At 69.1% G+C, this 7491-nt stretch carries 6 protein-coding genes; 3 read left to right on the top strand and 3 right to left on the bottom strand.

Features of this window, described 5'->3' with window-relative positions; translation table 11 throughout:
• Nucleotides 1-70: 70 nt before the first annotated feature.
• Nucleotides 71-1252, bottom strand: coding sequence for a 5-demethoxyubiquinol-8 5-hydroxylase UbiM (gene ubiM, locus Q7J26_RS04010; RefSeq protein ID WP_304935218.1), 1182 nt, complete (start codon nt 1250-1252; stop codon nt 71-73).
• Between the two features lie 68 nt (nt 1253-1320).
• Nucleotides 1321-2253, bottom strand: coding sequence for a glycerophosphodiester phosphodiesterase family protein (locus Q7J26_RS04005; protein WP_304935217.1), 933 nt, complete (start codon nt 2251-2253; stop codon nt 1321-1323).
• 127 nt (nt 2254-2380) lie between these two features.
• On the opposite strand from Q7J26_RS04005, the gene plsY reads away from it, so the two are divergent.
• The 3 genes from plsY (at nt 2381) to topA (ending at nt 6858) form a co-directional block, all read left to right on the top strand.
• The gene (plsY, locus tag Q7J26_RS04000; protein ID WP_304935216.1) at nt 2381-3019 is read left to right on the top strand and encodes a glycerol-3-phosphate 1-O-acyltransferase PlsY; all 639 of its coding nucleotides are present in this window, start codon (nt 2381-2383) and stop codon (nt 3017-3019) included.
• Nucleotides 3016-4086 (top strand): DNA-processing protein DprA, encoded by a 1071-nt coding sequence (dprA, locus tag Q7J26_RS03995; protein ID WP_304935215.1) that lies wholly within the window; start codon nt 3016-3018, stop codon nt 4084-4086. Before plsY ends, dprA begins: the two co-directional genes overlap by 4 nt.
• A 138-nt stretch (nt 4087-4224) precedes the next feature.
• Entirely contained in the window at nt 4225-6858 is a 2634-nt protein-coding gene (gene topA / locus Q7J26_RS03990; protein ID WP_304935214.1) for a type I DNA topoisomerase, read from the top strand.
• 91 nt (nt 6859-6949) lie between these two features.
• Here the strand turns inward: topA and Q7J26_RS03985 are convergent, their stop codons facing one another.
• Nucleotides 6950-7273 (bottom strand): NIPSNAP family protein, encoded by a 324-nt coding sequence (locus tag Q7J26_RS03985; protein WP_304935213.1) that lies wholly within the window; start codon nt 7271-7273, stop codon nt 6950-6952.
• Between the last annotated feature and the right edge of the window lie 218 nt (nt 7274-7491).

The following is a 7491-nucleotide window of genomic DNA, read 5'->3' as shown; positions in this document are numbered from 1 at the left end:
GCAGGTTCGCGCTCGCGCGCGCCGCTGGGTCCCCCGGTCGCTGCGCGCCGGAGGATGACGAAAGCTCAGTTCACGCCGTCAGCATCCGCTTCACCACCCGTTTGAACGGCGCCGTGGCCTGGCCGGCGCGCAGGGCCGCGCCGCGCGCGAGACGGGCCGGGGGCGTCTCTTCGGTGAACAGGCGGACGAGGGCGTTGGTGCCCTGGTACAGGGGCCAACTGGCGAGGCGGTGGTCGCGTTCATAGCGGGCCAGCAGGCGTTCCGACCCGATGTCCCCGCCCCGCGCCGACTTCAACACCTTGGCCAAGGAGTCCTGCCCGCGCAGACCCAGGTTGAAGCCGTGGGCGGTGACCGGGTGCATGCCGACGGCGGCGTCGCCGATGAGGGCGAAACCCTCGCCCGCGAACCGGCGGCTCCAGGTCGTGGCCAGCGGATAGGCGTGGCGGGTTTCGATCAGTTCGAGGCCGGTCAGTCGCCCCTTCAGCCGCCGCTCCATCTCGACCGCGAAGGCCTCGGGCGACAGGCGCATCAGGTCGGCGATGGCGGGGGCGGCCAGGGTCAGGACGACGGAGGAGACCCGTTCCTCGACATCCGCGACGGGCAGAAGAGCCACGGTCTGGCGGTGGTCGAACCATTCGGTGGCTACATGGCCGTGCGCCTGGTCGTGCCGCATCCGGCAGACCATCATCGACCGGCCCAGCCGGTTCATCTCGACCCCGACGCCCAGTTGGTCGCGCACGCCGGAGAAGCGGGAATCCGCCGCCACGATCAGCTTCGCCCGGAGCGTCACGCCGTCGTCCAGCACGACCCGGCCGCGCGGGGCGGCGCCCAGGACGGCGCAGCTGGCCACCCGTCGCCCGGCCATCAGGGTCAAGCCCGCCTGGCCTTCCACGACTTCGAACAGGGCGCGGCGGATCAGGTGGTTGGGGATCAGGACGCCCAGCCGGTCGGCGCCGCCGGCGTCGAAGGTCAGGGCGAAGGGCGAGCCGCCGTCCAGCACCCGCGCCTCGCGCAGGTCCGATATGTCTTCGGCCGGAATCCGGTCCCAGGCGCCGAGGGATTTCAACAGGCGGATCGAGTTGTGGGTCAGGGCGATTTCCCGGCCGTCGAAGGCCGGGGCGCGCAGGGCGGCCGCGTCCTGCCCCTCGATCACGGCGACCGTCAGCCCCGCCCCGGCCAGCGACCGGGTGAAGGCCAGGCCCGCCGGTCCGGCCCCGACCACGGCCACGTCGAACATCAGATCATCGCGCATGCTGAACTCCTGATCTTCTCCTGCCCTAGCCGGTTCGTCCGCTCCTTGATCGAGCGCAAATCATCGCGTCAGCGCGGGCGGCGGCAGGTTGCGGCCTTGGCCACCTCGGCGCCCAGCACCGACTGGACCGCCAGAGGCGTATCGGTGGCGATGACGGTCACGCCGTGGCGGAACAGGTCGCGATATTCGGAGACGTCGCCGTCGGCGGCGTATCGGTCGTCGCGGCGGCGCCCCTCGGCGCCCAGGGTGCCGAACTGGACCTCGATCCCCGCCTGACGCAGGGCCGACCACAGGGCGGGCCTTTCCTCGCGCGTGCCGGTCCAGGCCAGGATCTGCGACGCGTTCAGCCCGTCCAGATCTTCGACGCCGTCCAGACCGGCGGAAATGATCATCTCCGGCGCCAGGGCCGCCACGGCGCGGGCGTCGGCGTCATTATAGGTGATCAGAATGACCCGGTTGGCGGCGCCCGAGCGGCGCACCTGGTCGATCACGGCGCGCGCCAGATCGACCGTGGTTCCGCCATCGGCCGGCTTCAGGTCCAGGCTGGCGATGGCGCCGACGCGCCCGGCGGCGTCCAGAGCCTCGGCCAGGGTCGGGGGCGCGACGTCGGTCAGGGCGCCGTTCGAGGCCTTCAGCCGGGCGGCCTTGACCTGGGCCAGGGTCAGATCGGCGACGCGGCCCTGGCCGGTCGTGGTCCGGTCCATGGTCTCGTCGTGCATCAGCACCAGATGGCCGTCCCTGGTCAGGACGGCGTCCAGTTCGAGGATGGCGCCCGGAATGGCGCGGCCTGTCGCCATGATGGCGGCGATGGAATTCTCGGGCTGGTCCAGGGCCGACACCGCCCGGTGCGCCGAAATGACCACGCCACCGTCGCGGACACAGTCGAAATAGGCGGCCATGGCCGGTCCGCCCATTGGGGTCGGGCTCGCCGGCGAGGCGCCCACGCAAGCCGAGGTGGAAATCAGCAAAATCAGGGCGGCGGCGGTGGGGATTCGGGTCATCGGGCTCTCCGGCAGGGCGGGCGGACCTGACCCCGCGTCAATCATCGGGTCAAGAGGTCGGATCGCCCTTGCTCCGCAACGCTTGCCGACGCATTTTGCCGCAGCATTTCGCGGGGAGAGAATCAACGTGCAGGATCTGGTGGGCCCCGCGATCGGGACCTTGGCGCTGGTCGCGCTGGGCGGCTATCTGCTCGGCTCGATTCCGTTCGGCGTGGTGATCACCCGCGCCGCCGGCGCCGGCGACGTGCGCAACATCGGCTCCGGCAATATCGGCGCGACCAATGTGCTGCGCACCGGGCGCAAGGACCTGGCCCTGGCCACCCTGCTGCTGGACGCCGGCAAGGGCGCCGTCGCCCTGTTGATCGCGCGCGCGCTGTTCGACAGCGAGGTCGCGGGCGCCATCGCCGGCGGCGCGGCCTTCCTGGGCCACCTGTTTCCCGTCTGGCTGAAGTTCAAGGGCGGCAAGGGCGTAGCCACCTTCTATGGTTTGCTGCTGGCCGCCGCCTGGCCCTTGGGCCTGATGGCCGGAGCGGTCTGGCTGATCAGCGCCTTCGTCTTCCGCTATTCGTCACTGGCGGCCCTGATCTCCTCGGCGACCGCGCCGCTGCTGGCCCTGCTGCCGCTCGCCGCCGTCGGCCTGCCGGTGGGCATGCCGATCCTCGCCCTGACCATCTTCGCCGCCGTGCTGATCTGGGTCCGCCACCACGAGAACATCGCCCGGCTGCTGAAGGGCCAGGAACCGCGTATCGGGGCCAAAAAGGCGTGAGCCTGTCGGCGGACGAGCGGTTCGCCCGGCTGCGGCTCGCCCGCACCGGCCGCATCGGTCCCGTCGCCTTTTCCCAGCTGCTGACCCGCTACGGCGCGGCCGTTCGCGTGCTGGAGATCCTGCCCGATCTGGTCCGCAAGTCCGGCGCGGCCTCCATTCCGCCGCCCGTGGCGCGGATCGAGCGCGAACTCGCCGATGGGGAGCGGATCGGCGCCCGGCTGCTGGTGCTGGGCGACGCCGACTATCCCGAGATGCTGGGGGCGCTGGATCCGCCGCCGCCGATTCTGTGGACGCGGGGTCGGGTCGAACTGCTGAACGCGCCCTGCGTCGCCATCGTCGGCGCCCGGATCGCCTCGGCCGGCGGCCAAAGGATCGCGCGCGGCCTGGGGCTGCAGCTGGGTCAGGCCGGGCATGTGGTCGTCTCGGGCATGGCGCGCGGCATCGACGCCGCCGCCCACGAAGGCGCCCTGGCGACCGGGACCGTCGCCGTCCTGGGCGGCGGGGTGGACGACATCTATCCGCCCGAACACATCGACCTCTACGCCCGCCTGATCGACCAGGGCTGCGTGGTGTCCGAAAGCCCCGTCGGCGCTCGCGCCCAGGCGCGCGACTTCCCCCGCCGCAACCGCATCATCTCCGGCCTGTCGCGCGGCGTCGTGGTGGTCGAGGCCGAGATCAAGTCGGGTTCGCTGATCACCGCCCGGCTGGCGGCGGAACAGGGACGCGACGTCTTCGCCGTGCCCGGCTCGCCGCTGGACCCGCGCGCCAAGGGGCCGAACGAACTCCTGAGGCAGGGCGCCATCCTGTGCGAGGGGATCGAGGATATCGAGCGCGCCTTCAACACCTTACGCACCCTGCGCGCGCCGCCGTCGGATCCGATGGACTATGGCGAGGTGGACGACGCCTTCCTGGACCGGGTCGCCGCCCTGCTCTCCCCCACCCCGACGCCGCGCGACGAGATCGCCCGCGCCCTGAACGCCCCTATGGGTCAGGTGGCCGCCGCCTTGCTGGAGCTGAGCCTGGCGGGCCGTGCCGAGCTTCTGCCCGGCGGTCTGGCGTCGATCTAGTGAAGTCTCTTCCGGATTCGCCCTCGATCCGTGATAGTCACCCGATATTCCGATAGTTTACGGGCGTCCGGCGGCCGGTGCATTGACACATGGCTCCGCTCCAACCACGTTCGCGCCCCTTCCCGAGACCGAACACGCATGAACCTCGTTATCGTCGAGAGCCCCGCAAAGGCCAAGACCATCAATAAATACCTCGGCTCCGGCTATGAGGTTCTGGCGTCCTACGGCCACGTCCGCGACCTGCCGTCGAAGGACGGATCGGTCCTGCCCGACGACGACTTCTCGATGCACTGGGAGGCCGACGCCAAGGGCGCCAAACGCCTGTCCGAAATCGCCGAGGCCGCCAAGCGCGCCGACCGCGTCATCCTGGCGACCGACCCCGACCGCGAAGGGGAGGCGATCAGCTGGCACGTGCTCGAGGTGCTGAACAAGAAGAAGGTGCTGAAGGATACGCACGTCGAGCGCGTCACCTTCAACGCCATCACCAAGTCCGCCGTCCTCGAGGCCATGGCCAATCCGCGCCAGATCGACATGGAGCTGGTCGAGGCCTATCTGGCCCGCCGCGCCCTGGACTATCTGGTCGGTTTCACCCTGTCGCCCGTCCTTTGGCGCAAGCTGCCGGGCGCGCGCTCGGCCGGGCGTGTTCAATCCGTCGCCCTGCGCATCGTCGTCGATCGCGAGATGGAGATCGAGAAGTTCAAGGCGCAGGAATACTGGTCCATCGAGGCCGACCTGAACGCCGACAGCCCGCCCTTCACCGCCCGCCTGGTCAAGCACGCCGGCAAGAGGGTCCAGCGTCTGGACATCAAGGACGAGGTGACCGCCGCAGCCGCGCGCGCGGCCATCGACGCCGGCGACTTCACCATCAACTCGGTCGAGAAGAAGCCCGTCCGCCGCAACCCGGCCCCGCCCTTCACCACCTCGACCCTGCAGCAGGAAGCGTCGCGCAAACTGGGCTTCTCCGCTCAGCGCACCATGCAGGCGGCGCAGAAACTGTATGAAGGCGTCGACGAGACCGGCGGTCTGATCACCTATATGCGGACCGACGGCGTCCAGACCACGCCGGAGGGCATCGCCCAGGCGCGGGAGGTCATCGCCAAGGAATTCGGCCCGGCCTTCGTTCCGCAGGAAGCGCGCTATTACAAGACCAAGGCCAAGAATGCTCAGGAAGCGCACGAAGCGATCCGGCCGACGAACATCGCCCGTCATCCAGACAGCCTGCGCCTCGAATCCGATCTTCAGCGTCTGTACGAGCTGATCTGGAAGCGGATGGTCGCCTCGCAGATGGAAGCGGCCCGCATGGACCGCACCACGGTGGAGATCGAAACCTCGGACGGCCTGACCGGCCTGCGCGCCACCGGCCAGGTGGTGACCTTCGACGGCTTCCTGGCCGTCTATGAGGAAGGCCGCGACGAGAAGCAGAAGGGCGCCGAGGGGGATGATGAAGGCGACGAAACCAGCCGCCTGCCCGCGCTGAAGGAAGGCGCCAAGGCCAAGGTCGACGCCATCCGCACCGACCAGCATTTCACCGAACCGCCCCCGCGCTATTCGGAAGCCACCCTGGTCAAGAAGCTGGAAGAGCTGGGCATCGGCCGTCCGTCGACCTACGCCTCGACCCTGTCGACCCTGCGCGATCGCGAATACGTCCGCGTCGACAAGAACCGCTTCTATCCCGAGGACAAGGGACGGCTGGTCACGGCCTTCCTGGAACAGTTCTTCGCCAAATGGGTCGAATACGACTTCACCGCCGCGCTGGAGACCCGTCTGGACGAGGTGTCGGCCGGTCAGCTGGACTGGAAGGTGCTGCTGCGCGAGTTCTGGTCGGACTTCCACGCCGCGACCCAGGCCGCCGGCGAACTACGCACCACGGCCATCCTGGACGCCCTGAACGAATCGTTGGGCGCCCATATCTTCCCGGCCAAGGAAGACGGGTCGGACCCGCGCGAATGCCCCCTGTGCCATCAGGGCCAACTCAGCCTGAAGACCAGCCGGTTCGGCGCCTTCATCGGCTGCGCCCGCTATCCCGACTGCAAATACACCCGCCCCGTCGCCAGCCCGTCGGCTGAGGACGGATCGGCGGAAAGCGGCGACCGCGAACTGGGCATGGATCCCGAGACCGGCCAGCCGGTGCAGCTGAAGATCGGTCGTTTCGGCCCCTATGTCGAAATCACGCCGCCGGAGGGTGAAAAGCCCAAACGCTCGTCCCTGCCCAAGGGTTGGTCGCCCGCGTCCCTGACGCTGGACCAGGCCCTGCGCCTCTTGGCCCTGCCGCGCGAGGTCGGGGTCCACCCCGAGGACGGCAAGATGATCACGGCGGGCCTGGGCCGTTACGGACCCTTCGTCCTGCACGCCGGGACCTATGCCAATGTGTCGGACATCGACGAGGTGTTCGAGGTCGGTCTTAACCGCGCCGTGGCCCTGCTGGCCGAAAAACGCGCAGGCCGTCCCGGTCGAGGCGCCGCCACGGCCCCGCTGAAGGACCTGGGCGCCCACCCGGAGACGGGCGAGCCGATCCACGTCATGGCCGGCCGCTTCGGGCCTTACGTCAAGTCGGGCAAGATCAACGCCACCCTGCCCAAGGGCACGGCGCCCGAAGACCTGACCCTGGAAGACGCCTTGCCCCTGCTGGCCGCCAAGGCCGGCGCCGCGCCGAAGAAGAAGGCCCCGGCGGCCAAGAAGGCGGCTGCGCCGAAGAAGGCTGCGGCTGCGAAGAAGCCAGCGGCCAAGAAGGCGCCGGCGAAGAAGAGCGCCAAGGCCAAGGCCGAGGAGTAGCGCCCTTCTCCCCCTTGCGGGGCGACATCGCGGGTGGTGCAGGGGTAGCGCAGATCGCCTTCGCCTCGCCCCTCGCGCGCGCCAGAACGCCTCAGGTCAGCGGAGAACCGGGCGTGGGAATGAGAGTGATGTCATCGACGTTGAGGATGTGAGACGGGTCGAAGCCCTCAAGATCAGCGAGCAAATCCGGGCTCGCCATGTATCCGGCTGAAACGGCGTCACCGTCCGCGCCCTCATCGTAAGAAACGAGGACGTAGAGCTTCGGATCGGCGCCGTCGGCGAGCTTGAAGAAGCCCTCCGGTCGGATCCCGTGCTTCGGAAAGCTTTCGAGGTGACGCGGGTAGTTCTGGGTCGCGTACTGCTCGAGCGCCTCGGCCGAGTCGAGGGAGTAGATGCGGAGGTGAAACTGGCGCACGATGGCGTCCTTTCATTGGGGGCTGATCGGTGGCGCCCTTCCTCTCGCAGACAAGAACGACTTCGGCGAGCGGGGCTGGCGCAAGGGATGCTAATTCCGCTTAGGGCGGAATTAGCAATCATTATGGTCGAGCTTAATTCGGTGGGCGGCGAACGAGGAAGACCGGATCACTCAAGGGTGATGCGCGCCGCCGCCACGGGAATACGCAGCTCGTCGCC

The sequence above is a fragment of the Brevundimonas sp. genome, from assembly GCF_030656255.1.
GTDB lineage: Bacteria > Pseudomonadota > Alphaproteobacteria > Caulobacterales > Caulobacteraceae > Brevundimonas.
The sequence above is the reverse complement of the archived record's forward strand: the minus strand, read 5'-3'. Positions and strand labels throughout refer to the sequence as shown.